This is a genomic window from Streptobacillus ratti, assembly GCF_001891165.1.
GTDB lineage: Bacteria > Fusobacteriota > Fusobacteriia > Fusobacteriales > Leptotrichiaceae > Streptobacillus > Streptobacillus ratti.
In genome coordinates this window covers 1-229 of the sequence record NZ_LKKW01000136.1, presented here as the reverse complement: position 1 = coordinate 229, position 229 = coordinate 1, and the positions used below count along the sequence as shown (strand labels likewise).

At 63.8% G+C, this 229-nt stretch carries 1 protein-coding gene; it reads right to left on the bottom strand.

The features are described from left to right. On the bottom strand, positions 1–229 hold a 229-nt coding region (locus BT993_RS07125; RefSeq protein ID WP_482984222.1), incomplete at both ends, for a nucleoside/nucleotide kinase family protein.

Sequence of the window (229 nt, the reverse complement as noted above, 5' to 3'; positions counted from 1 at the left end):
GTCCTGTCCCACCGATAGCGCCGCCTCGACCGGCGCACGCGGCGTGCCGTAGAGATTGTCGAACACCGTCGCCCATTCGAGCAGCTCACCCTGCTCGACCATGGTCTCGAACTTCTTTTTGTCGACAAAGAAATAGTCACGGGCTTCGACTTCGCCCGGCCGCTTCGGACGCGTCGTCGCCGACACCGACATTTTCAGGCCCGGCTCGCGCTCGAGCAGCATGCGCGAC